Source organism: Pantoea sp. X-Soil-OKNW-713 (assembly GCF_059730685.1).
Genome location: NZ_AP035995.1, coordinates 2874306 through 2900996, shown reverse-complemented (window position 1 = coordinate 2900996; position 26691 = coordinate 2874306). Strand labels below are relative to the sequence as shown.

At 49.3% G+C, this 26691-nt stretch carries 22 protein-coding genes; all 22 read left to right on the top strand.

Features of this window, described 5'->3' with window-relative positions; translation table 11 throughout:
• Positions 1 to 430: 430 nt before the first annotated feature.
• The 22 genes from wbaP (at position 431) to gnd (ending at position 26669) form a co-directional block, all read left to right on the top strand.
• The gene (wbaP, locus tag AC6I8R_RS13660) at positions 431 to 1864 is read left to right on the top strand and encodes an undecaprenyl-phosphate galactose phosphotransferase WbaP (protein ID WP_021185980.1); all 1434 of its coding nucleotides are present in this window, start codon (positions 431 to 433) and stop codon (positions 1862 to 1864) included.
• A 153-nt stretch (positions 1865 to 2017) separates the two neighbouring features.
• Positions 2018 to 3157 (top strand): polysaccharide export protein, encoded by a 1140-nt coding sequence (locus AC6I8R_RS13655; RefSeq protein ID WP_036627640.1) that lies wholly within the window; start codon positions 2018 to 2020, stop codon positions 3155 to 3157.
• Between the two features lie 9 nt (positions 3158 to 3166).
• The gene (locus tag AC6I8R_RS13650; protein ID WP_021185978.1) at positions 3167 to 3601 is read left to right on the top strand and encodes an arsenate reductase/protein-tyrosine-phosphatase family protein; all 435 of its coding nucleotides are present in this window, start codon (positions 3167 to 3169) and stop codon (positions 3599 to 3601) included.
• Between the two features lie 12 nt (positions 3602 to 3613).
• Entirely contained in the window at positions 3614 to 5791 is a 2178-nt protein-coding gene (wzc, locus tag AC6I8R_RS13645) for a tyrosine-protein kinase Wzc (RefSeq protein ID WP_415174013.1), read from the top strand.
• Positions 5792 to 6079: 288 nt separating this feature from the next.
• Positions 6080 to 6997, top strand: a complete 918-nt coding sequence (locus AC6I8R_RS13640; protein WP_415174012.1) for a glycosyltransferase family 2 protein — start codon at positions 6080 to 6082, stop codon at positions 6995 to 6997.
• A 70-nt stretch (positions 6998 to 7067) separates the two neighbouring features.
• On the top strand, positions 7068 to 7820 hold the full coding sequence (locus tag AC6I8R_RS13635; protein WP_021185975.1) for a glycosyltransferase family 2 protein: 753 nt from the start codon (positions 7068 to 7070) through the stop codon (positions 7818 to 7820).
• A 38-nt stretch (positions 7821 to 7858) separates the two neighbouring features.
• Complete coding sequence (locus AC6I8R_RS13630; protein WP_497832464.1) at positions 7859 to 8893, top strand: glycosyltransferase family 4 protein; 1035 nt, start codon at positions 7859 to 7861, stop codon at positions 8891 to 8893.
• 65 nt (positions 8894 to 8958) lie between these two features.
• Positions 8959 to 11169, top strand: a complete 2211-nt coding sequence (locus AC6I8R_RS13625; RefSeq protein WP_497832463.1) for a phage tailspike protein — start codon at positions 8959 to 8961, stop codon at positions 11167 to 11169.
• Between the two features lie 153 nt (positions 11170 to 11322).
• Positions 11323 to 12585 carry a colanic acid biosynthesis pyruvyl transferase WcaK gene (gene wcaK, locus AC6I8R_RS13620; RefSeq protein WP_415174010.1) on the top strand — a complete coding sequence of 421 codons (1263 nt, stop codon included), beginning with the start codon at positions 11323 to 11325 and terminating at the stop codon, positions 12583 to 12585.
• A 4-nt stretch (positions 12586 to 12589) separates the two neighbouring features.
• Positions 12590 to 13813 carry a glycosyltransferase gene (locus AC6I8R_RS13615; RefSeq protein ID WP_021185971.1) on the top strand — a complete coding sequence of 408 codons (1224 nt, stop codon included), beginning with the start codon at positions 12590 to 12592 and terminating at the stop codon, positions 13811 to 13813.
• Entirely contained in the window at positions 13810 to 15150 is a 1341-nt protein-coding gene (locus AC6I8R_RS13610; RefSeq protein ID WP_208723988.1) for a lipopolysaccharide biosynthesis protein, read from the top strand. Before AC6I8R_RS13615 ends, AC6I8R_RS13610 begins: the two co-directional genes overlap by 4 nt.
• Before the next feature lie 275 nt (positions 15151 to 15425).
• A complete protein-coding gene (galF, locus tag AC6I8R_RS13605) occupies positions 15426 to 16322 on the top strand; it encodes a UTP--glucose-1-phosphate uridylyltransferase GalF (protein ID WP_021185969.1) in 897 nt (298 codons plus the stop codon).
• Between the two features lie 47 nt (positions 16323 to 16369).
• Positions 16370 to 17383: a UDP-glucose 4-epimerase GalE gene (galE, locus tag AC6I8R_RS13600; protein WP_415174009.1), complete on the top strand. Its 1014-nt coding sequence runs from the start codon at positions 16370 to 16372 to the stop codon at positions 17381 to 17383.
• Positions 17384 to 17809: 426 nt separating this feature from the next.
• The gene (gene rfbB / locus AC6I8R_RS13595; RefSeq protein WP_021185967.1) at positions 17810 to 18889 is read left to right on the top strand and encodes a dTDP-glucose 4,6-dehydratase; all 1080 of its coding nucleotides are present in this window, start codon (positions 17810 to 17812) and stop codon (positions 18887 to 18889) included.
• Positions 18889 to 19776: a dTDP-4-dehydrorhamnose reductase gene (rfbD, locus tag AC6I8R_RS13590; protein ID WP_021185966.1), complete on the top strand. Its 888-nt coding sequence runs from the start codon at positions 18889 to 18891 to the stop codon at positions 19774 to 19776. Before rfbB ends, rfbD begins: the two co-directional genes overlap by 1 nt.
• 38 nt (positions 19777 to 19814) lie before the next feature.
• The gene (gene rfbA, locus AC6I8R_RS13585; protein ID WP_497832462.1) at positions 19815 to 20696 is read left to right on the top strand and encodes a glucose-1-phosphate thymidylyltransferase RfbA; all 882 of its coding nucleotides are present in this window, start codon (positions 19815 to 19817) and stop codon (positions 20694 to 20696) included.
• Positions 20696 to 21244, top strand: a complete 549-nt coding sequence (rfbC, locus tag AC6I8R_RS13580; RefSeq protein WP_021185964.1) for a dTDP-4-dehydrorhamnose 3,5-epimerase — start codon at positions 20696 to 20698, stop codon at positions 21242 to 21244. The genes rfbA and rfbC overlap by 1 nt, the downstream gene beginning before the upstream one ends.
• A gap of 56 nt (positions 21245 to 21300) precedes the next feature.
• Positions 21301 to 22236, top strand: coding sequence for a glycosyltransferase family 2 protein (locus AC6I8R_RS13575; protein ID WP_497832461.1), 936 nt, complete (start codon positions 21301 to 21303; stop codon positions 22234 to 22236).
• A 17-nt stretch (positions 22237 to 22253) separates the two neighbouring features.
• Positions 22254 to 23549 carry a rhamnan synthesis F family protein gene (locus AC6I8R_RS13570; RefSeq protein ID WP_497832460.1) on the top strand — a complete coding sequence of 432 codons (1296 nt, stop codon included), beginning with the start codon at positions 22254 to 22256 and terminating at the stop codon, positions 23547 to 23549.
• Positions 23549 to 24349, top strand: coding sequence for an ABC transporter permease (locus AC6I8R_RS13565; RefSeq protein ID WP_497832459.1), 801 nt, complete (start codon positions 23549 to 23551; stop codon positions 24347 to 24349). Before AC6I8R_RS13570 ends, AC6I8R_RS13565 begins: the two co-directional genes overlap by 1 nt.
• A gap of 5 nt (positions 24350 to 24354) precedes the next feature.
• A complete protein-coding gene (locus AC6I8R_RS13560; protein ID WP_021185960.1) occupies positions 24355 to 25128 on the top strand; it encodes an ABC transporter ATP-binding protein in 774 nt (257 codons plus the stop codon).
• A 131-nt stretch (positions 25129 to 25259) separates the two neighbouring features.
• Complete coding sequence (gene gnd / locus AC6I8R_RS13555; protein WP_021185959.1) at positions 25260 to 26669, top strand: NADP-dependent phosphogluconate dehydrogenase; 1410 nt, start codon at positions 25260 to 25262, stop codon at positions 26667 to 26669.
• Positions 26670 to 26691: the final 22 nt, after the last annotated feature.

Genomic DNA, 26691 nt, shown 5'->3' with positions numbered 1-26691 from the left:
AGCCAGTAATAACTAGTATAGCAACGTGTTAGTAAATGTCTGCGCTTATGTAGTTAATAGCGTCTTGTTTAGCTTCTTAATGTTGAGAATTGTGATCGTGTCCCGGTTAAGGCCAGTTATTGTCATGGCAAACCGGTAACCACGGACGGGAAATTAGGGCAAGTAAAGCGGTATTGGCAGCGACAGCCAAGGGCGGTAGCGTGTCCGAAGTACTTTTTTAACTGGGAATCTGGTCTGCAAGAGTGTTGAAGGAATTCAGACTAATCTGTTGGTATTTATCACAATTTTCTTTCGTTCTCGGTAAGGGAATTGACATGAACGCCAGAGATTTTCCCCGCAGATTGCCTGTTCTATGACAGTTTCAATATCGCTCGTTTATTACACAGGCCAGAGGCGTTAAGGATTAGGGAAATAAAATAAAGAGTTAATTATGCGCGATAACGAATTTACCTATAAAAGTCTTCTCACTAAAATTTTACTGGCGTGCTCGGATTTAATTTGTTTCAACGCGGCGTTGTTTATTGCTCTGGCACTCATTAATTCGCTCACGAATTCCCCACTGGCAGATATTTCTGAAAAAGACCTCAATTTAAAAATCGCCACGCACATCTGTTTGTCGATTATTTGTGTTGGCTGGTTCTGGGTGCGGCTGCGTCATTTCACCTATCGCAAACCTTTTTGGTTCGAGTTGAAAGAGATCTTTCGTACCATTCTTATTTTCTCAGTTATCGATTTGTCCATTACCGCACTGTCGCAATGGCAAATGTCGCGTTTCGTCTGGGTGCTGACCTGGCTGCTGGCATTAATGTTAATCCCGCTGGGGCGCGCCATTGCAAAACGTGTGCTGAACCGGTTTGGGCTGTGGAAAAAGCAGACCATCATCATTGGCAGCAGCAAAAATGCCGTGGAAGCCTGGCAGGCGCTGCAAAGCGAAGAGGTGATGGGATTCGATGTGATTGCCTTTTTCGATGTTGATGGCAGTTGCCCGCAAGCCAGCATCGAAGGTGTGCCGGTGCTACGCAGTGAACACGAACTTTGGCAACTTACTAACAATGAAACGCAGTTTATTGTCGCCGTTGAATTTGAGCAGAGTCAGTACCGCGATAATTGGTTGAAGACGTTGGCGATGCACAACTGCCGTTCGGTGTCAGTGATCCCGACCCTGCGTGGTGTACCGCTCTACGGCACCGATATGGCGTATATCTTCAGCCACGAAGTGATGATTTTGCGCGTTAATAACAACCTGGCAAAACGCACCTCACGCTGCCTGAAGCGCGCGTTCGATATCGTCGGTGCACTCAGCATTATCATCGCGCTGTCCCCAGCCCTGCTGGTGTTAGGGTTCCTTGTCGGACGTGACGGTGGCAATCCAATTTATGGTCATGAACGTGTCGGTATGAATGGCCGAAAATTCAAATGCCTGAAGTTCCGCTCCATGGTGATCAACTCCAAAGAGGTGCTGGAAGAGGTGCTCCGTACCGATCCGGTGGCCCGAGCCGAGTGGGACAAGGACTTCAAGCTGAAAAATGACCCGCGCATCACAAAGGTTGGTCACTTTATTCGTAAAACCAGCCTGGATGAGCTGCCGCAGCTGTGGAACGTGGTCCGTGGCGATATGAGCCTCGTGGGACCGCGTCCGGTTATCGAAGATGAACTCTGCCGTTATGCCGGTGATGTCGATTATTACCTGATGGCGAAACCAGGCATGACGGGATTGTGGCAGGTCAGCGGTCGTAACGACGTTGACTATGAAACGCGTGTCTATTTCGATTCGTGGTACGTCAAAAACTGGTCGCTATGGAATGACATCGCGATTCTGTTTAAGACCGTTGGCGTAGTGCTCAAGCGCGATGGCGCCTATTGATAGACGCGAGGGCAGGGTGAGAACAGAAAGCATAGGGAGCAAATGATAATGACCCACAGTTTCGGTGTTTAACCCGTCAGTCTTTGTTTTGTAAGACGCTTACACAGCGGCGTTTTCGCCTCTATCAATCATTAACTGATAGCGAAGATCCAGATGATTACAATGAAAATTAAAATGATACCGTTACTGGTATCCGCCACTATTCTATCCGGGTGCACGATCGAACCAGGTCAGCGCCTTTCCACTAGCGGAAAAGATGTCATTGAACAACAGGATAGCAATTTTGACATCGACAAATACGTTAACGTCTTTCCTTTAACGCCGCGTCTGGTTGAGCAGATGCGCCCGAAACCGCTGGTTGCGCAAGCCAACCCAATGTTGCAGAACGAAATTCAGAACTACGAATATCGTGTTGGCATTGGCGACGTGCTTAACGTAACGGTCTGGGATCACCCGGAATTAACCACCCCGGCAGGTCAGTATCGTAGTGCCAGCGACACCGGTAACTGGGTGCAGGCAGACGGTACTATCTTCTATCCGTATATCGGTAAAGTGCGCGTCGCAGGTCGAACGGTGACCGAAATCCGTGCGGAAATCGCACGTCGTCTGGCGCAGTACATCGAAAGCCCACAGGTGGATGTGAATGTCGCGGCTTTCCGCTCACAAAAAACCTACATCAGTGGTTCAGTGACCACCTCCGGCCAGCAGGCGATCACCAACGTACCCCTTACCGTGCTGGATGCCGTCAACGCCGCCGGTGGCCTGACCGCCGATGCCGACTGGCGCAATGTGGTACTGACGCACAATGGCCGCGAGCAGCGTATTTCGTTGCAGGCATTGATGCAAAACGGTGACCTTAGCCAGAACCATCTGCTGTATCCGGGCGATATTCTCTACGTGCCACGTAACGATGATCTGAAGATTTTCGTGATGGGCGAAGTGAAGCAGCAGACCACGCTGAAGATGGACCGCAGCGGTATGACGCTAGCCGAAGCACTGGGCAATGCGCAGGGTATGGATCAGACCACAGCCGATGCCACCGGCGTATTTGTTATTCGTCCTATTCGTGGCAGCAACCGCACCAAGATTGCCAACATCTATCAGTTGAATACCAAAGATGCGGCGTCGATGGTGATGGGCACCGAATTCCAACTGGAGCCGTATGACATTGTTTATGTCACCTCCACTCCGCTCACCCGCTGGAACCGTGTGATTTCCGCGCTGTTACCGACCATTGTGGGTATTGATGATGCAAGCTCCGCAGCACTGCGTTTCCGCAATTGGTCAGACTAAGGTTTAACCATGATTACGTCCGTGTTAGTCGTCTGTGTCGGCAACATTTGCCGCTCCCCTACCGGGGAGCGTCTGTTCAAACGCGCTTTACCTGAAACCCGGGTAGCGTCTGCCGGGTTGGGTGCCTTGCGTGGCTCCCCGGCAGACCAGACCGCCAGTGATGTGGCCGCCAGACATGGCCTCTCGCTGGCGGGGCATCATGCTCAACAGTTAACGGCTGATATGTGCCGTGACTATGACCTGATCCTGGTGATGGAAAAGCGTCATGTTGAACAGGTAAATCGCATCGATCCAGCCGCGCGCGGGAAAACCATGCTGCTTGGGCACTGGCTCAACCAACAGGAAATAGCGGACCCGTACAAAAAAAGCCGTGAGGCCTTTGAAGAGGTTTACGGGTTACTGGAAAACGCTACCCAGAAATGGGTCAACGTACTAAGCCGATAGTTGGGATTATCCATGAATATAAAAAACAAGGTTATGACAGCGCCGAAAGAGGATTCGAATGGATGGGATCTGGCGCATCTTGTGGGACAGCTCATTGACCATCGCTGGATCATTGTCGCTGTTACCGCCTTCTTCATGCTAGCGGGCACCCTTTACACACTGTTCGCGACACCGATCTACAGCGCCGATGCCATGGTGCAGGTCGAGCAAAAAAATACCAACTCGGTATTGAATGACTTACAGGACATTATTCCTTCAACCCCGGCTTCAGATACCGAAATTCAGATTCTTGAATCTCGCATGGTGTTGGGTAAGACGGTAAATGACCTCGGTCTGGATACCGTGGTGCAACAAAACTATTTCCCGATTATTGGTAAAGGTTTGTCGCGCCTGATGGGCAACAAACCCGCGCAAATCGCCATTACCCGTCTGGAAATCCCGCGCTCAATTGAGAAACGTACCGTACAACTGGAAGTGACCGGTCCGCAGACCTACACCGTCACCAGCGACGGCGATGAGTTGTTCAAAGGCCGCGTGGGCCAGCTGGAGCAGCACGGCGAAGTGACCATGTTGGTAAGCGGTATTGAGGCTGATACCGGCACCAGCTTTGATGTCACCAAGCTGAGCGATCTGCAGGCGATCAAAGCGGTGCTGGCTAACCTGACCGTGGCTGATAAAGGGAAAGATACCGGCGTACTGGGTCTGGAATACCAGGACGAAGACCAGGATCAGGCCAGTCGTGTCCTGAACCAGATTGTGAACAACTATCTGTTGCAGAACGTTGATCGCAAATCGGAGCAGGCGGCGAAGAGCCTCGACTTCCTGAAAAATCAGCTGCCCGAAGTACGTGAAAGTCTGAATGTGGCAGAAGACAAGTTGAACGCTTACCGCCGTGAAAACGAATCGGTGGATATGTCTCTGGAAGCGAAATCAGCGTTGGACTCGTCTGTCAGCGTCCAGAGCCAGCTTAACGAGCTGACCTTCCGTGAAGCGGAAGTGTCACAGCTGTATACCAAAGATCACCCGACGTACCGCGCGCTGCTGGAAAAACGCAAAACGCTGGAAAATGAGCAGGCCAATCTGAACAAGAAAATTGCCCAGATGCCGCAAACCCAGCAGGAGATTCTGCGTCTGACCCGTGATGTGCAGGCAGGGCAGGAAATCTACATGCAGTTACTGAACCGTCAGCAAGAGCTGGGTATCAGTAAAGCCAGTACCGTTGGCGATGTGCGTATTATCGACCAGGCAGAGACGGCCGCGTCACCTGTGGCACCGAAGAAACTGCTGATTATCGCCGCCAGCCTGATTGTTGGTCTGATGTTGTCAGTCGGTCTGGTGCTGCTGAAAGCGCTGTTCCACCACGGTATCGAGAACCCGGAACAGCTGGAAGAGCTGGGCATGAATGTCTACGCCAGTGTTCCCTTGTCGGACTGGCAGCGTAAGAAGGACACCGAAGCGCTGGCGCGTCGTGGTCACAAGGAGAAAAGCGACCCGCACAATACGTTGCTGGCGCTGGGTAACCCGACTGACCTCTCCATCGAAGCGATTCGTAGCCTGCGTACCAGCCTGCATTTCGCCATGATGGAAGCGAAGAACAACATCCTGATGATCACCGGTGCCAGCCCGGGTATTGGTAAAACCTTTATCTGTGCCAACCTGGCGACGCTGGTGTCAAAAGCCGGTCAGCGCGTGTTGTTCATCGATGGTGATATGCGTCGTGGTTATACCCACGAACTGCTCGGTGCGGAGAATAAGGTTGGCCTGTCTAATGTGCTGTCGGGTAAGACTGAATTCTCGCCAGCCATGATTCAGAAAGGTGTTTATGGGTTTGATTTCCTGCCGCGTGGTCAGGTGCCACCGAACCCGTCAGAGTTACTGATGCACCGTCGCATGGGTGAGCTGCTGGAGTGGGCCGGTAAGAACTATGACCTGGTGTTGATCGATACACCGCCGATTCTGGCCGTCACCGATGCCTCCATTATCGGTAAGCTGGCGGGAACCTCACTGATGGTGGCGCGCTTCGAGACCAACACCACCAAGGAACTGGATGTCAGCTACCGTCGTTTCGCACAGAACGGTATCGAAATTAAAGGCGTCATCCTCAACGCCGTGGTACGTAAAGCGTCGAATGCCTACGGTTATGGCTACGACTACTACAACTACGAATACGGCAAAGAAACGAAAAGCTAATTAAAACGCAAAGTTCCGGGGCGGTTTATCCGCCCCATTTTTATGTAGCGGCGCGATTTATCGCGCGCCCTGGTTTTTAAATGCGCGATGAATTGATGCCGTTCATTTTTTTCATGCCGTCTGGCATGACGTTACACACAGCACACGCTTAAGTAATTCCGTAATGGTACGTATCTGCAAATGAAGAATGGAACTAACGCTATGATTTTTAGGAATAAAGCCAATTCCTCTCTTCAGCCCGCAGAGGTTACCGTTAACCCTGGAACAGCTGTTTAAGAGGTGCTGGCAATGCAGGACATCCGTTTCTCAATTGTAATTCCCGCCTATAACGCGTCGAAGTCGATTGTGACCACGCTGGATTGCGTCAATGCGCAAAGCTATCGCAATTTTGAGGTCATCATCGTGGATGACAAATCGGCCGATGCGACTGAACTGGCGCAGGTGGTACGTAGCGATCGTTATCAGGACCTGGATATCCGGCTGGAACTGTCGGACGTCAAACTGAACGGTGCGGGTGCGCGTAATAAGGGCATTGAACTTGCCACGGGTGATTTTATCAGCTTCCTTGATGCGGATGACGAGTGGCATCCGGACAAGCTATTGGAAGTCAGCCGCACCATCGCCAGCCTTGAGGCGCAGGGCAAATCCCGCTATGTCATCTTTAGCCAGGTAAACATCCATCAGGATGGCAGCTTCCTGAAAGTCATGCCGATGCAGCCGCCGGGCAAAAAAGAGACGGTGGCTGAATATCTGTTTGGTTGCTATGGCTTTATTCAGACCAGTACCATCGTGCTGAGACGTGGTGATGCTGAAAAGATCAAGTTTGATGCCCGTTATATCCGCCATCAGGATTACGACTTTTGCATCCGCGCCGATCGCATGGGCTATGCCTTTGTGATGATCGATAAGCCGCTGGCGACCTACCATCTGGTGACCAAATTCGGTTCGAAACATAAAGGGGAGTCGGTGAAATACTCCTTCTTCTGGCTCGACACCATGAAACCCTACCTGACTGCGCGTGATATCCACACCTACAAAGCGTTCAAGTTGCCACTGCGCTACAAAATGGATGGCAATTCATTGCAGGCGAGCCTCAGTTTTGCACGCTACTTCTTCCTGACCAACAAGGACAACCAGGCCTACTTTCTCAGCCGCCTGATGGATAAGGTGAAAGCCCGGTTTTTCGGCAGCAGAGCCGTTTCTTGATTGCGTATTTATTGGCTCCGATCTCTGGAGCATTTTTTGGTTCCTGTCATCTCCTCTCACGGGTATTCAGATGAAAAATCATGTTGGCACCATTGGCATTGTCATGCCGATGTATAACGCACGTCAGACCATTTTGCGTGCCGTGCAGTCGGTAATGAATCAAAGCTATAGCGACTGGCACATCTACCTCATCAACGATAAGTCGACCGATGACTCACTGGCGCTGGTGCGTGAGCACTGCCAGGATGCGCGCATCACAGTGTTGGATAATGAGATGAACCTCGGGGCCGCAGAAACCCGTAATGTCGGGTTGCGCGCTGCGCAGGAAGAGATCATTGCGTTTCTCGACAGTGATGATGAGTGGCACCCGGAAAAACTGGCGGAGCAGGCCGCCGCGCTGGCGGCAGGTGACGATTTCGTCATTACCCATTATCACTACAAAACCCAAAGCGCTGATCACGATATCAACTACAGCAAACCCTATCTGCAACAGGAAAACTTCGTGAAGAAGCAGTATCGCGTCTGCTTCTCATCCGTCTGTTTCCGCCGCCCCCCGCAGGGCATCTTCTTCCAGCGTAAAGGCCATGAAGATTTCCTGTTCCTCTACGAACTGTTTCTCCGCTACAGGCAAGCCAGGGTGATTCAGAAAACGCTGGTGAACTATTACGAACTGGGCGATTCGCTGTCTCGTAATAAAAACAAAGCAGCGAAATGGCATCTTGAATTATTAAGAATTATCTATAAAAACAATCCCTTAAAAATTTATTACTATTACGGCTGGTATATGGTGAATGGTGTGCTTTTTACCCTGAAGCATCGTTAATAGCTGGCATCATTTACGTTTGAGGTGGAAAGCGTTTCATGAAAAAGATTGTTCTGGTGATTAAGGATGCCTATTCGTACGCGGGGACGGAAAACATCTGCAACTTTATGTCCGAGTGTCTCGGCGAGCAGCATGATGTCACCGTGTATTCGCTGGAGGGCAGTGGTAAGCCGTTCTATCCATTCACCCATGCGAAAGAGATCGTCAGTTTCGCCGGGCATAAAAACCCGATTAAAAGCGCGGTGGCGCGTATCCAGCAGGAGGGATTCGACAGCGTTTTCCTGATCAGCATGGGGCGTCTCAGCGTGATGTTTGCGTTCTGGAATCTGATGTCGATGAAGAAAAAACGCTTCAAGGCCTATGCCTGTGAACACATCGCCATCAACTCATTCAGTAAACCGATCAAACTGCTGAAATGGCTGCTGTTGCGCTTCTATGACCAGGTGATTGTGTTGACCGACAAAGATCATCAGGTGTTCAGCCGCTGGAACATTCCCAGCCAGCAGATCCCGAATCCGGTGGTGTACAAATCATTCCAGCGTAATGCACGCAGTCGCCAGGCGCTGGCCATTGGTCGTCTTGAACACCAGAAAGGCTTCGATTTGCTGCTGGATATCTGGGCCGATTTCAGCAAAAACCACCCGGAGTGGAAGCTGGTGATTGCTGGCGACGGTGAATTGCGCCAGTCGTTACAGGAGCAGGCGACACAGTTGGGTCTTAACGATAGCGTCAATTTTGTCGGCCGCGTCAGCAACATCAACGATTACTACCGTGACAGTGATATGGCGTTGATGACCTCGCGCTATGAAGGGCTGCCGCTGGTGCTGCTGGAAGCCAAATCCTGGTCGTTACCGGTGGTGGCGTATGACTGCCCGACCGGACCGCAGGAGATCATCAATCAGGGCGAAGATGGTTTCCTGGTGCCGATGGACGATAAAGCCACCTTCCTGGCACGCATGGATCAGCTCGCCAGCAACGATGCCCTGTTCTACGCCATGAGCGAAAAAACCAAAGACACTGCGCTGAAGTTTGACGGTAAACAGATCAAACAAAGCTGGCTGGCGCTTGTTTAGCAAGCCGTAACGATTGTCGTGCCTCGGGGATACTTTCACCGCCCATTGACCACGGAATTTGACGCATGAAAAGAAGAGAAGTCTTGCAAACCGCAGCCTCCTCCATTGTTGCCGCACTCTCGGTGAGTGCGTTTTCCAGCTACGCAGCAAAAAGTGGCCAGCCGGCGCTGAAAACGGTGGATCCCTCCAGCGTACCGCAGGGGGATGTACCGATTCTCACCCCGGAAAATGTTTACACCATGCCACCACAGTTCTGGCAGAACTTCGAGGGCAAATTGTGGATTGGTAAAGCAGGCAGCGATGCCAGTAAAGCCGGGAATCAAATCCCGGTTTATCTGCGCGATGCCAGCGGAAAAGTGTCCCAAATTAGTCAGCCGATTGCGTTGAATAAGGGCAACTTTGCGCAATTTATTCACGATAATGCCGCATTGATTGCCGATCCTGCGCATTCAATGGCGGTGGAGGACAGCAATGGCAACACGTTGTTCTCCATTGATGACGTTAGCCGCCCGAACCAAAGCAATTTCAGCCAGCGTCTGGCGCAGCCGAACGGTTATCAGCTGATTGGCGAGATCCCGTCGGTGGAGGAGTTGCGCAAAACCCGCCCACTGTTTGCCGGTGCCAAAATCAAGCTGAAAAGCTGGCATGAAGGGCTGGAAGTGGGTGGCGGTGAGTTTGTTGGTGCGTTTGGCGCGGGTAAAGACGATAGCGGCGTGATATTTGCCGGTGAGGGTTTTACCTGGCGTCGTGTGGTGGACGATTTTAATCGCCTGACGCTGTTTGATTTCGGCGCGATTGCCGACGGCAAAACCGATACTGCGCCCGCCATCAAAGCGATGTATCAATGGTCACAGGATGCGAATCAACCGATATGCGTGCAGTTCCCGGCGGGCACGTTCTTTGTTTCTGGCTGCGATTTTGGCGACCAGCAGCAGCGTTTCTTCCGCATCTCTGGTGCGATGGTCAACTTTGGCTACTTCCCGGCCACCACGCTGGTATCTGACGGACGTTCCGACTTCCTGTTCCAGGTGAATGCGCGCTGGACCGAAATCTCTAACCTGATTTTTAACGGCAACACTGACAAGCGCCCGAACAAGCAGGGACTGTTCCGCAACACCTGTCCGGGGGGGCAGTTCTTCCGTGGTGCCTGTCTGCGCTTTAACCAGGTGGGTGGTGTCTCGCTGAGTCTGCTCGATACGCTGGATTGCAAAATTGACCAGTGGTATGCCAACGCCTGTACCGGCGATGTGATCAAAGCCAGCTGGTCCGGGCAGAAAGCCGGTAACTGGGATCACAGCACTGCCATTGAGCTTTCCAACTTTAATGCTCAGCACTGTAAAGGTGGCATGGTGTTAAATCTGCCGCGTTGCAGCCAGTCGATTATTCACAACGGCTGGATCGAGCACACCGAACATCCGGGGGATATTTCCAACGGGCAATGGATCATTGATGCGTTGAGTCTTGAGGATTGTAAGAACCCGCTGATCGCCCATAACTCGCGGCTGAATATGCGTCAGACCAATTTGCAGGCCGGAAGCTGGATCGACAACTCGCTCGAAGGCGAACGCTGGCTGAATATCTGGGAGATGGGTTCCACGCGGGTTGAGTCTTACGGCGTCGCCATCGACGGCAGCCTGAAATACAACTACATCACCTCACGCTTTCGACTGACCAACAACACTAATCAGGAAACCTGGTTTGAGCTGGGCAACTTCTACTCGCCGACGGTGGGCGACAGTTGGGAAATTGAAGTCTTTGGTCAGTCGCAGTTTAGCAATGGCACCGACAATCAGCCGTTGATGAACCCAATCGACGGTAAAGGGACCGGCGGCAGGGCGGTGATCCATCTGCAACGCAAAACCAATAAGGCTGAAGCCAGTTGGTCGGCTGAAGGCAGTTCGCCCGTGGTTGAGGTGCGCTTTGAACCACGCACCGATACCGACACCAAAGTGTTCGTCAAACTGGCGGGCTGGACGCCGACCACCGCCGTGCTGATCAAAAGCACCGGCAAGGATCGCTTCCTCGCCGGTCGTTGCGCCAGGGTGGATGCCAGCATGACGCAGGGCAAACCGTCCAGCGGCAGCAAACCGGCTCCGCAGCGTTTCAGTGTGCATAACGGTAAAGCCGGAATTGGCGGCAATGAACAGGGCGATTTATTGATGGCGTCACGCCCGCTCAAACCCGAGCAGGTCGATACGCGCGAGCCAAAGGGGTATGTCTCCGTGGTGATTAATGGGGAGCCGTGCGCACTGCCGTATTTCGCTATCAAGTCATGATGATTAAACCGGCCGCACCGGGACGCGGCCGACATGCCAGCAGCAGGTCTTTTCCGGGCGTTTCGCCTCTATTGCAGTCTTTTTTACAGAGTTCACTTTGCCAGTTCAGGAAATGGCGGTTTGTAGAATTACAAAAATTTATCTGGAGTTTTTATGAAGATTTTATTGGTGGGTAACCATACCTGTGGAAATCGTGGGGATGGCGCGATTTTACGTGGACTGATCGATTCGCTTCAGTCTGCGCGTAGTGATCTGGATATTGACGTTATCAGTCGTTATCCAACCAGCTCCGGATATTTGTTGCAGCATGAGATTCAGCAGGATTCCCTGTTTCTGCACAACAGCAAATCAGCAAAAGGGTTGGTGGGCAGCGTCAAGCGTAAAGTCGCAAACCGACTGATGCCGGAGATTATGATGGCGCACCTCGGCAAAGGTGGGCTGTATAAATCTTTCTCCGTGCCGCCGCATCTGGCTGAATTCACCAAAAGTCTTGCCTCTTATGACGCCGTTATTCAGGTTGGCGGTTCTTTCTTTGTCGATCTGTATGGGGTGACGCAGTTCGATCATGCGCTGTGTGCGCTGATGGCAAAAAAACCGCTCCATATGATCGGCCATTCGGTCGGGCCGTTTGAAAATCCGCGTGTGAATGCGTTGGCGAACTTCGTATTTGACCGTGTCGATAGCCTTGTGCTGCGTGAAGAGGTGAGCCTCGATCGCCTGAAGCAAGATGGCGTGACCACCAGCAGGGTGAAAAAGGGCGTCGATACCGCCTTTCTGGTTAAGGCCCGCGCAGTGGCGAACCCAAGTCATAACCTGTTGCACTGGAAAGAGATTATCAGCGCGCGCAAAACGATAGCCATCACCGTGCGTGAGTTGGCACCGTTCGACAAACGTCTTGGCGTGACGCAGAAAGAGTATGAAGCCGCGTTTGGTCGGGTGATTAACGCGATGATCGCCGAGGGTTATCAGGTGGTGGCTTTCTCGACCTGTACCGGCATCGACAGTTATGCCAAAGATGACCGCATGGTGGCGCTACAGTTGCGCGATCGCGTTGATCATCCTGAGCATTATCATGTGATTATGGACGAATTTAACGACCTCGAACTCGGCATATTATTAAGTCATTGCCATCTGACGATCGGCACTCGCCTGCATTCCGCCATTATCTCGATGAATTTCGGTACCCCTGCCGTCGCCATCAATTATGAGCACAAGTCGCTGGGTGTGATGAACCAGCTTGGCCTGCCGCAAATGGCGACCGATGTGAAAAGCCTGATGGATGGCTCACTCATCGATAAGGTACATACCGTACTGGCGGATTACGACAACGTGAAACAGAAAGTTGACGCAGCAGTGGCACAGGAACGTGAGATTGGTAACCGAATCACTGAAGAAATTCTTAACGTCTTAGGGTGAAGTGATGAAGCTGACCTTTTTCACCATGCGTTTCCCGGTTGCCTCTGAGACGTTTGTCCTCAATCAGGTGACGCATTTTATTGATGCCGGTTATGACGTGGAGGTGATCTCCGTGTTTCCGGGCGACATGATTAACCGTCATGCCGCGTTCGATGATTACAATCTGGCGGCGAAAACACATTATCTGTTGCCGGAGGAGAAAGTATCGAATCTCGATAAGCTTACGCAGCGTATCGGATTGATGCTGCCGAAAATTGCCAAGCCCTCGCTGATCAAATCCCTCAATGTGCGCCGCTATGGCGCACAGTCCAGCAAACTGCTGCTGCCGGCGATTGTCGCCAATACCAAAGAACCCTTTGTCGCCGATGTCTTCCTGGTGCATTTCGGCTATGCCGGGGCGCTGGCGAATAAATTGCGTGAACTTGGCGTACTGAAAGGCAAGCAGGCTACGGTGTTCCACGGTGCCGACATCTCACGTCGTCATATCCTCGAGGAACACAAGCTGGATTACGTCAATCTGTTCCGCCAGAGCGAACTGATGCTACCTATCAGCCATCTGTGGGAGAACAAGCTAATTGAGATGGGCTGCCCGGCGGAGAAAATTCATGTTACGCGCATGGGCATCGAGCCAGAAAAGTTTAATTTCCGCCCGCGTGCCGCTTTTCATTCGCCGTTGCGCATTGTCTCCGTGGCACGTCTGACCGAGAAAAAAGGGCTGGATGTGGCGGTGAAAGCCAGTGAAATCCTGCGTGATCAGGGCGGTCAGTTCCAGTTCACCATTATCGGTAACGGTGAGCAGGACGGCATGATGCGTGAGCATATTGCGCGCGCAGGCCTGGAAGATTGCGTCAGCATGCCGGGCTTTAAACCACAGGACGAGATCCGCCAGGCGCTGAACGAAGCAGACATCTTTTTGCTGCCGTCTAAAACGGCGGCAGATGGCGATATGGAGGGAATTCCGGTGGCGCTGATGGAGGCGATGGCGGTAGGTTTGCCGGTTGTCTCCACCTTCCATAGTGGTATCCCAGAGCTGATACAGAACAACGTAAGCGGCTGGCTGGTTTCTGAGAACAATCCCGATGAGCTGGCACAAACGTTATTACGCCTGTCGCGCGGGGATGTGGACGTTGCACCGGTAATTGCCGCTGCGCGCCATAAAGTGGAAACCGAGTTTAATCAACATATCGCCTATGGCGAGCTGGCCAAGATTCTGGAGCGCATAGTGTGAGCGGATTAAAGTCGCAAGCTATTTGGTTACTCGGCAGCACCGGTTTTGCTGCGGTGTTGCAGGTGTTACAACTCAGCGTCCTGGCGCGTAAGCTGGAGGCGCATGAGCTGGGATTACTGGCGATCATTAACGCCATTCTGGCGGTTGCCTCGGTGTTGCAGGACATGGGCATGAGCAGTTACCTTGTGCACCGTCAGGACATTACACGCCGTGAGCAGAGCACCATCTACTGGGTTAACGTCTCGCTCAGTTTATGTACCGGTTTGATTATGTTGATAATTGCCTGGCCGGTTTCCTGGTTCTACCATCTGCCGGAGTTGACCGGGCTGATTATGCTCACCAGCCTGAACTTCCTCGTGTTGGGGCATCTGTCGCAATATCAGGCGCATTTTGTCAAAACCAAACGCATGGTGACGCTGGCGAAGATTGAGATGGTCACCAAGTTGTTTGCCTTCCTGTGTACCGTGGCGATGTTGTATTTCACCACGCTGACGGTGGCCGCGGCGATCCTCGGTCTGTTCATCGCCGCCTTCACGCGTATTCTCTGCATGATTTACTTCGGTGAAAAATCCTGGCGGCCAACCTGGGAATTCGACCGGGCAACCTTCATTGCGGCGGTGCGCTACGGTATCTATCAACTGGGATCGCAAACCATCAACCAACTGCGTACTCAGGCAGATGCGCTGATTGTGGGTAAGGTGATGGGGGCCGATATGCTGGGGATTTACTCGCTGGCTAAAGAGCTGATTCTGCAACCGCTGAAGCTGGTTTCACCGGTAATCAACCGTCTGGCGTTGCCGCGCTTTGCCGAGAAGCAGCACGATCCTGAGCAGTTGAAAAAACTGTTCCTGAAAGGCACCTTCGTCATCATGCTGTTCAGCAGTGTGATGTACCTGGCGATTGGCATTCTGTCACCGGTGATTGTCCGGGTGTTGTACGGCTCTTCCCATGAGCAGGTTTACCATCTGATCCCGCTGATGTTGCTGTTCGGCATGCTGCGTCCGATGGGCGGCCTGACCGGCGCAATTTCTCAGGCCAATGGACGGACCAACGTCGAGTTCTACTGGAATATCGTTGCCAGCCTGGTGGTGGTGGCCGTGTTGGCGACCACCTTGATCTGGCCGAACGTCATCTATGTGGCGCTGACGTTATCGATTTCTCAGGTGTTGATCTCGGCTTTTGCCCATCCGTTCTTCATCAAGCCGGTGATTGGCATCCGCTTTATGCCTTATGCCCGTCAGTGGGTCTCCGTCTCGGTGGTATTTGTCGGCCTGATGTTGCTGGTTAACCATTTCAACCTGTTCGTGATGCCGGAATGGTTTGCGGGCTGGCTGTAATCTGGCGGCGCGATTTTTCGCGCCGCGACCTCACGATCTGTCTGAAAATGACTGGTCTTATTAAATCTGACTTTCTCTGATCCCTTCTGCTGTTTTACAGTGGTTTAGCGATTTAATTTTCCTGCCAACTGGCGCATCGGTGGGTGCCGAAAAAAGCGATTTTTTATGCTGTGACAGAGAGTTAGTGCCGGTTTTTCAGATAAAGATTATACTTGCTGTTCCGGCCGATCCTGCATAATCGACCCCACGTATTCACTTCATGAAATGGAATAAATATGACCAAGCTTAAAGCTGTAATCCCGGTTGCGGGTCTCGGTATGCATATGCTCCCTGCGACGAAAGCCATTCCGAAAGAGATGCTGCCTGTCGTCGACAAACCGATGATCCAATATATCGTTGATGAGTGCGTGGCTGCAGGCATCAAGGAGATTGTGCTGGTCACTCATGCTTCCAAAAATGCAGTGGAAAACCACTTCGACACCACTTATGAGCTCGAAGCGTTACTTGAAGCGCGTGTTAAACGTCAGCTGCTGAGCGAAGTGCAATCGATTTGTCCTCCGGGCGTAACCATCATGAACGTGCGTCAGGCAAACCCGCTGGGGTTAGGCCACTCGGTTCTGTGCGCTCGCCCGATGATTGGCGACAATCCGTTTGTAGTGGTATTGCCGGATGTTCTGCTGGACGACTCCACTGCCGATCACCTGCGCTACAACCTTGCCGCAATGGTGGCACGCTTTGAGGAAACCGGTCGCAGCCAGGTACTGGCAAAACATATGCCGGGTGCCGATCTTTCTGAATACTCCGTGATCACCACTGAACAGCCGCTGGATAATCCGGGTGACGTCAGCACTATCACCAATTTTGTCGAGAAGCCGGAAGAGGCTAACACACTGGATTCTGACCTCGCAGCGGTAGGACGCTATGTCCTCTCTGCCGATATCTGGACTGAACTGGAGCGCACCGAACCAGGTGCCTGGGGACGTATCCAGCTGACTGACGCCATTGCCGCCCTCGGCAAGAAAAAACCGGTAGATGCGACGCTGCTCACTGGCACCAGCTTCGACTGTGGCCGTAAACTAGGCTACATGCAGGCATTCGTCTCTTACGGCCTGCGTAACAACAGCCAGGGCCGTGACTTCCGCGCTGCTATTCAGAAAATCCTGGCGAAATAACCCTTTTCATCATGTGCCGCGCGGTTGCGCGGCTTAAAGGAGTACGCATGGCTATTTTGGTAACGGGTGGGGCGGGGTACATTGGCTCTCACACGGTGCTGGCGCTGTTGCAGCGCGGTGACGACGTTGTAGTCCTTGATAACCTTTGCAATGCCTCGCGCGAAGCGATTAACCGCGTAGAACAGCTGGCGGGCAAAAAGGCGGTGTTTGTTGAAGGCGATATTCGCGATCGTGCGTGCTTGCGCGATCTGTTCGCCGCCAATGAAATTACGGCTGTCATCCACTTTGCTGCGTTAAAGGCGGTGGGGGAGTCGACCCGTATGCCGCTGGAATACTATGAGAATAACGTGGCAGGCACCGTCGTGTTGCTGGAAGAGATGCGCAGCGCGGGTGTATGGAACTTTATCTTCAGCTCTTCAGCGACGGTCTATGGCGCTGATGCACCGGTTCCTTATGTGGAAACCACCCCGATTGGCGGCACCACCAGCCCCTATGGCACATCAAAGCTGATGATTGAACTGGTGATGCGCGACTTCGCCAAAGCGGATAACCGCTTCAATGCGATTGCGCTGCGTTATTTCAATCCGGTAGGTGCGCACGAATCGGGTGAGATTGGTGAAGATCCAACCGGCATTCCGAATAATTTGTTACCGTACATTGCTCAGGTCGCCATCGGTCGTCTCGACAAACTGGGCGTGTTTGGCGATGACTACGATACGCCTGACGGCACCTGCCTGCGTGATTACATCCATGTTGTGGATTTGGCCGAAGGCCATCTGAAAGCGCTCGACCATCTGCCAAAAGTGACCGGGTATAAAGCCTATAATCTCGGCGGCGGAAAAGGTTTCTCGGTGCTGGAGATGATCAACGCGTTTGAAAAGGCTTCCGGTAAGCAGATTCCGTTTGAGTTTAAGCCGCGTCGCGACGGCGATCTGCCTGCATTCTGGGCGGATGCTTCGCTGGCGAATAGCGAGCTGGACTGGCGTGTGACTCGGGGTATCGATGAGATGATGCGCGATACCTGGAACTGGCAGTCAAAGAACCCGAATGGGTTTAAGTAATTTTCATCTGTTGGCGGGCTGCCTGGCCCGCCCACTTCCCATTTTCCCCGCCGTGTCTTCATCCCTCTTTCATCAAAATCTGATTGAGTTGGTTTTGTGACTCAGTAACCATCTTGCTCCCTGTGCGACGGTCAATATTTACACTAACTACCCGTTGAAAACTGCAATTCATTCGTCATTGATCTGCGTGGGTGGTAGAATTCATAACGGTTTAATGGTAATCCTCCTTTATTAATTTCATTGATAAATGAGAGATTATTCAGAAAGATAGCTTTGAATAAGTTTGAAGCGCCGTCTCGACATTTTGACTCTGTCTCAGCTACGTGGGAGCTGTAAACCCAGGGGCGGTAGCGTGCCTGTTGCACAGGCATTTTCCATTTCAATTGGTGTTAGTCTTACTGAGTAAGTCGGGATAAACGAGACATTATGAAAATCTTAATTACAGGTGGTGCAGGGTTTATCGGTTCAGCTGTGGTCCGCCACATTATCGACAATACGAATGATGAAGTGATTAACGTTGATAAATTAACCTATGCCGGCAATCTCGAATCTCTTGATGCAGTCAGCCAGAGCGAGCGCTATAACTTTAGAAAAGTTGATATATGTGATGGCGTTGCGCTACAGGCGGTATTTAACGAATTTGCACCGGATGCAGTGATGCATCTGGCGGCCGAGAGTCATGTCGACCGCTCAATTACCGGACCGGCGGAATTCGTCCAGACCAATGTCGTCGGGACATATGCGTTACTGGAAGCCAGCCGTCAATACTGGTCTGCTTTACCTGCCGAAAAGAAAGCCGCCTTCCGCTTCCATCATATTTCGACTGACGAAGTTTATGGCGACCTGCCGCACCCGGATGAAATGGCGGGTGAACTGCCGCTCTTCACCGAAACCACCCCTTATGCACCAAGCAGCCCATACTCATCGACCAAAGCCGCCAGCGATCATTTAGTGCGTGCCTGGGGCCGTACTTATGGTTTGCCGGTAGTCGTCACCAACTGCTCAAACAACTATGGTCCTTATCATTTCCCGGAAAAATTGATTCCCCTGATTATCAGCAATGCGCTGGAAGGCAAACCGTTGCCGATTTATGGCAAGGGTGACCAGATTCGCGACTGGCTGTATGTTGAAGACCACGCCCGCGCGCTCTATACCGTAGTGACCAAAGCGGCGACAGGCACTACCTACAACATCGGTGGACATAACGAAAAGAAAAATCTCGATGTGGTATTGAAGGTGTGTGAGCTGCTTGATGAGTTGCGTCCAAAAGATACGGCCTATGCGGAACAGATTGTCTATGTTCAGGATCGTCCGGGCCATGATCGCCGTTACGCGATCGATGCCGATAAGATCAAGAAAGAGCTGGGATGGTCGCCTCAGGAAACTTTTGAGAGTGGTTTGAGAAAAACGGTTGAGTGGTATCTGAACAATCAAACCTGGGTAGAGCATGTCAAAAGCGGTTCTTACCAGAACTGGTTAAAAGAAAACTATGAGAATCGCAAATAATGAATATTTTGCTATTTGGTAGAAATGGCCAGGTTGGCTGGGAACTGCAACGTGCGTTATCGCCCCTGGGTAATGTCATGGTACTTGACCGTCATTCTGTTGATTATTGCGGCGATTTTGAGAATCCAACAGGTATTGCAGAAAGTATTCTGAAAATTAAGCCTGATGTGATTGTCAATGCGACAGCCTATACCGCTGTAGATAAAGCAGAGAGTGAAGTTGAAAAAGCGCGTCTGGTTAATGCGACCAGCGTGAAAGCAATGGCAGAAGCGGCTAATAAAATTGATGCCTTAGTGGTTCACTACTCAACCGATTATGTCTTTGATGGTGGTGGCACGACCCCCTGGAAGGAAACGGATAGCACCGCACCTTTGAATGCATATGGATTGACCAAGCGCGAAGGTGAAGAGGCGATTATTGCTGCTGCTGCCAAATATCTTATCTTCCGCACCAGCTGGGTATATGCAGCGAAAGGCAACAACTTCGCGAAAACCATGATTCGGCTCGCTCAGGAGAGAGAAGCATTATCTGTTATTGATGATCAATATGGTGCCCCAACGGGTGCTGAGTTAATTGCGGATTGCACAGCTCATGCCATTCGACTCACGTTAACAGATCCTGAAAAGTCGGGAATTTATAACCTTATAGCTTCGGGTATCACAACCTGGCACGCCTATGCTGAAACAGTGATTGACTATGTAAAGCAAAAAGGTCTGCCGTTAAAAGTTGAAGTCGTGAACAAGGTTGAAACCTCAGCCTTCCCGACCCCCGCTAAACGACCATTAAACTCAAGACTCAACACTGAAAAGTTCACCTCCGCCTTTAAGCTTAATCTGCCGGATTGGAAACTTGGTGTTAAACGTATGCTTGATGAGCTCTACAATTGAGACGAGTGAAGTCAGATAACAAATGAAGGGTAAACGTTGTGAAAAGTAAAAAAGGAATAATTCTTGCTGGTGGATCAGGAACACGCCTTTATCCTGTGACAATGGCTGTAAGTAAACAGCTGCTGCCAATTTATGATAAGCCGATGATCTATTATCCGCTAAGTACTCTGATGCTAGCGGGTATTCGCGATATTTTAATTATCAGTACTCCGCAAGATACTCCTCGTTTCCAAAGTCTTCTTGGCGATGGTTCCCAATGGGGTCTGAACCTGCAATACAAAGTTCAGGAAAGCCCGGATGGCCTTGCTCAAGCCTTTATCCTTGGCGAGGATTTTGTGGGTGAAGATAATTGCGCATTGATTCTGGGCGACAATATTTTTTATGGACATGACCTTTATAAGCAGCTTGAAGAAGCTTCGAATAAAGAGAAAGGCGCGACCGTATTTGCTTACCATGTTCATGATCCAGAGCGTTACGGTGTTGTTGAGTTTGATAAAAGTGGCAAGGCAATCTCATTAGTTGAGAAGCCTAAAGAGCCAAAAAGCAATTATGCTGTAACCGGTCTGTATTTCTATGACAATAGTGTTGTTGAAATGGCCAAAAATCTCAAACCATCACCGCGTGGTGAACTGGAGATTACGGATATCAACAATCTCTATCTTGAAAAAGGTGAACTTCAGGTTTCAATCATGGGACGCGGGCATGCCTGGCTGGATACCGGGACGCATCAAAGCTTGATTGAAGCCAATAACTTCATCCAGACCATTGAAACTCGTCAGGGATTGAAGGTCGCTTGCCCGGAAGAGATTGCCTATCGTATGGGTTTCATTGGTGCTGAGAAATTAAAAGAATTAGCTCAGCCCATGATGAAAAATGATTATGGCAAATATCTGATGGCATTATATGAAGGGAAGCTCTAATGAAAATTATTGAGACTGAAATCCCAGATGTAAAGATCATCGAGCCAGCGGTCTTTGGTGATGAGCGCGGTTTTTTTATGGAAACCTGGCAACAGAAGAAATTTGAAGAGTTAGTCTGTCCACGCACGTTCGTTCAGGATAACCATTCTAAATCTTCAAAGGGTATTCTGCGCGGTTTGCATTATCAGACTGTCAATACGCAGGGAAAACTGGTGCGCGTCGTAGCCGGTGAGGTTTTTGATGTGGCAGTTGATATGCGCAAATCATCACCAACGTTTGGCAAATGGGTTGGCGTTTATCTCTCGGCCGAAAATAAACGCCAGCTGTGGGTGCCGGAAGGTTTTGCTCACGGTTTCTATGTCACTTCAGACAGTGCTGAATTTGTTTATAAATGCACGGATTATTACAATCCGCAGCACGAGCACTCTTTGCTGTGGAATGACAGTGAATTAAATATCAACTGGCCCAACAATTCAGACAATCCACCCTCTCTGTCTGCCAAAGACGCGATGGGGACGCCTTTCTCTGAAGCTGTAAAATTTGATTAATCCGATAAATTAAGGGTGAGAATTTTCTCATCCTTTTCTGTGTATAGCTAATGACGATGAGCGATAAAGGAAATATAAGTATCTTAATGGGTACTTATAATGGCGAGAAATTTTTAGAGAGCCAATTGCAATCTATTGCTTCTCAGACCTATAAAAACTGGACGTTAATTGTTTCAGATGATGGTTCAACAGACCGTACATGTGATATAGTTGAAGCCTTTTCTCAGCAATGTACTGATAATAAAGTTATATTATTGAAAGGACCGGCTCAAGGATTTGCCGCTAATTTTCTATACTTACTTAGAAATTCCAATATCATTTCAGATTATTATGCTTTTTGTGATCAGGATGATATTTGGTGTGATGATAAACTTGAAGTTGCTATAGGAAAATTATCTTCTCATCCACAAACACAAAATGAACCGCAACTCTATGGTTCACGTACTACTCTGATAAATTCAGAGGGTGATGTGATAGGTATGTCACCATGTTTCGAAAAAACTTTTAAATTTCAGAACGCACTTCTGCAAAGTTATGCTGGTGGCAACACGATGGTTTTCAATCGTGCTCTTAAAGAAGTTTTTGAAGATTTCCCTCCTGATTTAACTATCGTATCCCATGACTGGATTCTTTATATCATTTGTAGCGCACTGAATGGTGTGGTGATCTATGATAAAGAACCCAGGATCCTTTACCGCCAACATGATCAGAATTTGGTAGGGAGTAATATCGGTTTCTTATCAAAAGTAACACGTTTTCGCCGACTCTTCGCTGGGGAATTTAAAGCATGGAGTGCAATTAATTGTCTCGCTCTTGATTTAATTAAGGAGAGGATGCCCGGTGATAATAAGATAAGTTATACTCATTACCTTAATTTAAATGATGACTTTTTAAAACGCATAAGAAGTTTTTTTCAGGGAAGTTTTTATCGACAAAGCTTTCTGGAAACATGTGCTTTTTTTGTGATGAATTTATTTAGGAAGTTGGTCTAACCATCGATGGTGTAAATATGAAAAGAATTGTTTTGATGACGATCAGGTTTTTTCTGAAAATCGTTATTTATATGTACTATGGCGTTTTGTCTATACGCGATGATATCAAAACAAAAAAATATACAGATGTTAAAGTAAAAAAGGAGTTTATCGGAGGCAAGGTAATGCTCCTGGCTTTGTATGAAAAGCATGCTCTCAGGAGCGATACGCTTGAGTTACTCAAAGAAGCCAGACGTAACAATATTTTTATCATCGGTGTAAATACATTAAGACTGGAAGAAGATAATTATCCACGGGACTTAATTGATGTTTATATTGAACGTGATAATTACGGACGCGATTTCGGCAGCTATAAAGCTGGCATGAAATACTTTTTTGAGTCTAACTTTCAGGAGAAGTGTGAAAGACTGTTGATCATCAACGACAGCGTATTTTTCTCTAAAAATACACTTCCAGAATTTGTACGTAACCTATTTGAAACTAATATCGAAGTTCTCGGTGCCACTGAAAACAGTCAACACTCTCATCACTTGGGATCATTTTGTATTTCGATTGCTGGAAAAATTACCCGAAACAAAAGATTCAAAGATTTTTGGTATGACTACAAATCCTCGAATGTCCGTCCGCTAGTGATCAAAAGAGGTGAGTTTGGTCTGAGTAAATTACTCAAATCACTGGTAAGTTCAGAGCAACATTTCAAATCATTGTTTAACGTCTCTTTTATGGAAAGAAAACTCAGTACGGATGAGGAGTTCTATAAAAGTTATTACTATTATCGCCGCGAAGGTGAGCGTTCCTGGGCGAACAAATCCATTACGCAACTACTGGCCAATGATGAGATCATTTCGTCTTATTATTATCAGTACCTGCTTGAACATGGAAAACCTGAAGAAGCCACGATTGTCAGAAGTGAAGCGGCGAAAGCCTCAAAAAGCAAAAATCGTGAGTCGCAGGCTGAAAAGAATCAAGTCGACTATCTGGATGTAGTTAACTTCTTCGAGAGCTACCATAACGAGAAACCTTTGTTAAATGATCATTTTAAGCAAAGGCTGATTTCTCTCTACCTTGATGAATTTACGCTTGGTTCCCAGATTCATATCAACTGCCTTGCATTGCATAAATGTGGTTTACCGATCATAAAACTTGATCTCATGTTCAGGTGCGTTTGCAGCATGAATGATATTATCAAGCTCAGAGATCAACTTGATGAGTCACAAAGAGAAGAATTTATGACGCTGATACTGGCGCGCCTGTGCGGTGATAAATTCCTCGTAGGATTGAACCGTCTCGCATATCAGTTTGGAATTTTGTAATGTCAAATAAAGTTAAGTCGGTAGGGTGGGATGATTTCACATCCGCCATCAAAAACTTTCATATAGTCAAAGTGATGGGCGGGCAAGATATCCGCATGAGATACAAGCGGTCGAAGATGGGGCCTTTTTGGATCACCATCAGTATGGCCGTTATGATTACCACCATGGGCTTGGTGTTCGGTAATCTTTTCAAGACCAATGTTAAAGAGTTTCTGCCTTATCTTACGTTGGGACTGATCACCTGGAGCTTTATTCTCAGCTCAGTATCGGAAGGCTGTGATGCACTGATCTCTTCCGAAGGGATTATTAAACAGTTGCCTGTGCCATTGCATGTTCATGTCATGCGAGTGATTTGGAAAAATTTCATTATTTTCTTGCATAATATTGTGATTTTCCCTTTGGTGCTGTTGGCTGTGCAAAAAGGGATCAGCTGGACAATGTTTCTTGCCATCCCCGGCTTCCTATTACTCATGCTTAACCTGACATGGCTTTTGATGGTCCTGTCGATGATTTGTGCTCGTTTTCGCGATATGACACAAATCGTATTGAGCATCATGCAGGTGATTTTTTATCTCACACCAGTAATCTGGATGCCGAAATTACTATCGCATAGCGCAGCATTGATGTTGCTGAATCTTAATCCGCTTTATCACCTGATTGATCTTGTCCGCAGCCCCCTGTTGGGAACTGTGCCAATGATGAGTAGCTATATCATTGCAGCTGTTATGGCGGTAGTGGGCCTGGCATTCTCGATTTTCATGACTAGCAAGTATAAATACCGAGTTCCTTATTGGGTGTAGGAAAAATGGCACTAATCAAATTTGAAAATGTTGGTATTGATTTTCCTATATTCAATGCCCAAGCAAGATCGATTAAAAAGAACTTTATCAACTTTGCCACCGGTGGCAAAGTGGGTCAGCATGATGGCAAGGTTGTAATCTCTGCACTTAATAATCTTAACTTTGAAATCAACGATGGTGAAAAAGTTGGATTAATCGGACACAATGGTGCAGGTAAAACCACACTATTGCGGATGTTCAGCAAGGTTTACCACCCAACAAGCGGTTCGGCAATTATTGAAGGTGATATCGGTTCTCTGATCTCAATTTCCCTGGGTATTAATGCAGAATTTACGGGTAGAGAGAATATTTATATCCGAGGTGCATTACTGGGTCTGAAGAAAAAAGAGATTGATGCCAAAATTGAAGAGATTATTGATTTTACCGATCTCGGCGATTTTATTGATATGCCTGTTCGCACATATTCTTCGGGGATGCAAATGCGATTAGGTTTCAGTGTCAGTACAATATTTTCACCTGAGATTCTATTAATGGATGAATGGTTATCGGTCGGAGACGAAGGCTTCAAAGAAAAAGCTGAAGCTCGATTAACCAAGATCATTAATGCTACAAAGATTTTGATCCTGGCTAGCCACAGCAATGATTTATTGCGCAAAACGTGCACACGCATTTTGTGGCTTGAGCACGGTACGGTAAAAATGGATGGCAAACCTGAAGATATTCTTCCGCTGTACTTCAAATCGAATATTAAGACAGGTGATTTGCTAACCAATACATAATTAGCCATGCATTTTATGGCGTTATGTTATCGCACCATTCACTACCTCATCGGGTATCAGATGAGTTAACATATTTGCCACTTTGCTCACAAACCTGGCTTTGTGATGGTAACTTCAGACAGGAGTAGATGATGTCCAAGCAACAAATCGGCGTTGTAGGTATGGCAGTGATGGGGCGTAATCTGGCCCTCAATATTGAGAGCCGCGGCTACACTGTATCTATCTTCAACCGTTCTCGTGAAAAGACTGATGAAGTCGTCGCTGAGAACCCGGGCAAGAAACTCGCGCCTTATTACACCATCGAAGAGTTCGTTGAATCACTGGAAAAACCTCGCCGCATCCTGCTGATGGTACAGGCTGGTGAAGCGACAGATAAGACCATCGCTTCTCTGACTCCTCACCTGGACAAGGGCGACATTCTTATCGATGGCGGTAACACCTTCTATAAAGACACCATCCGTCGTAATAAAGAACTGTCTGATCAGGGCTTTAACTTCATCGGCACCGGTGTTTCAGGTGGTGAAGAGGGCGCATTGAAAGGCCCATCAATCATGCCTGGCGGCCAGAAAGAAGCGTACGAACTGGTTGCACCAATCCTGGATAAAATTGCTGCGCGTGCCGAAGATGGTGAAGCTTGCGTGACTTACATTGGTCCGGATGGCGCTGGTCATTACGTTAAAATGGTGCACAACGGCATTGAATACGGTGATATGCAGCTGATTGCAGAAGCCTATGCACTGCTGAAAGGCGCACTGGGCTTGACCAACGAAGAGTTAGCAAAAACTTTCACCGACTGGAACAATGGTGAACTGAGCAGCTACCTGATCGACATCACCAAAGATATCTTCACCAAGAAAGATGAAGACGGTAAATACCTGGTTGATGTGATTCTGGACGAAGCCGCGAACAAAGGTACTGGTAAGTGGACCAGCCAAAGCTCGCTCGACCTGGGCGAACCGCTGTCACTGATCACTGAGTCCGTGTTTGCGCGTTACCTCTCTTCTCTGAAAACGCAGCGTGTTGCCGCGTCTAAAGTACTGAGCGGCCCGCAGGCGAAAGCCTTCACCGGTGATAAAGCGGAATTCGTTGAGAAAGTCCGTCGCGCCCTGTACCTGGGTAAAATCGTCTCTTATGCGCAGGGCTTCTCTCAGCTGCGTGCTGCTTCTGAGCAGTACAACTGGGATCTGCATTATGGTGAGATTGCGAAGATCTTCCGTGCGGGTTGTATCATCCGTGCTCAGTTCTTGCAGAAAATCACTGATGCTTATGCAGAAAACGCGAACATCGCTAACCTGCTGTTGGCACCATACTTCAAAAATATCGCTGATGAATATCAGCAGGCGCTGCGTGATGTCGTTGCTTACGCTGTACAGAACGGTATCCCAACTCCGACCTTCTCAGCGGCTATCGCATACTACGACAGCTACCGCTCAGAAGTGCTGCCGGCTAACCTGATTCAGGCTCAGCGTGACTACTTCGGTGCGCATACTTATAAGCGTACCGATAAAGACGGTGTGTTCCACACCGAGTGGCTGGACTGATAATAATAAGGCTTCCTACGGG